Annotated in this window: 1 protein-coding gene and 1 pseudogene; both read right to left on the bottom strand. The window is 58.6% G+C overall.

Going from position 1 to position 765, the window contains the following annotated elements:
* Positions 1–160: pseudogene (locus tag CAPSK01_RS15600) on the bottom strand (OsmC family peroxiredoxin); the annotation flags it as partial.
* Between the two features lie 112 nt (positions 161–272).
* On the bottom strand, positions 273–765 hold a 493-nt coding region (locus CAPSK01_RS15605; RefSeq protein ID WP_273703810.1), incomplete at its 5' end, for an erythromycin esterase family protein.

Genomic DNA, 765 nt, shown 5'->3' on the forward strand with positions numbered 1-765 from the left:
TGATCGAGGTACAGGCGCCAAGACTGGCGAGCAGCAAATCAAAGGGTGATGGGCCAGTGTCGCCGCCGCCCATGGTGACTGGCTCATCGGCAAGCAAGGTATGCCAGCCGGCACGCACCGTCTGCTGGTAGGGTCCCAGACCGCTCTCACTGACGACGACCGGATGATTGTGGGGGTTACTGTCTTTATCTTTGGCCATCTGCTTACCTCCGGATCACTTGGAACATGATAAGGGAAGGAAGCTTTGCCATGACAGTTTCTTTTGATCAGGCCTACCGTAGAGGCACTACGGCGCGGGTCATGTCGATATGGATCAAGGCGTCGAAGCGCTTTGCTGGCGACGAGTGCCAGTAGTGCTTCTCAAGTTCCGCATCGGGCAGATAGGTGACGCCAATATCCCGGTCGAGCCGCTGCCGGTCGAGCGCGTCGATCAGATCGGAATTGTCGCGAAAAACGAGCACGAATGCCGGTAAGCCGACGTCGTGCAGCAGATCGCTCCAACTTCCTTCGATCAGTGGTTTCAGACACTTGACCCGATCCGGCGTTCCCCAGCCGGTCGCGGCACGAACATTGCCGCCGGCAGTGGTGATGCCTACCAGATAAACCGCCTCATCGCCCATCTGTTCCCGCATCAGTTGGCCGATCGACAGTTCACCCGCGAGCACCTGATCGGTTGCACGGGCGTCTCCCTGATGGGTGTTGTGTGCCCAGACGACGATCTTGCCGTGTCGTTCGAGAAGTATCCGCAGCGACTCGGCGAGAAAA

It is taken from the genome of Candidatus Accumulibacter vicinus, from assembly GCF_000584955.1.
GTDB classification, from domain to species: domain Bacteria; phylum Pseudomonadota; class Gammaproteobacteria; order Burkholderiales; family Rhodocyclaceae; genus Accumulibacter; species Accumulibacter vicinus.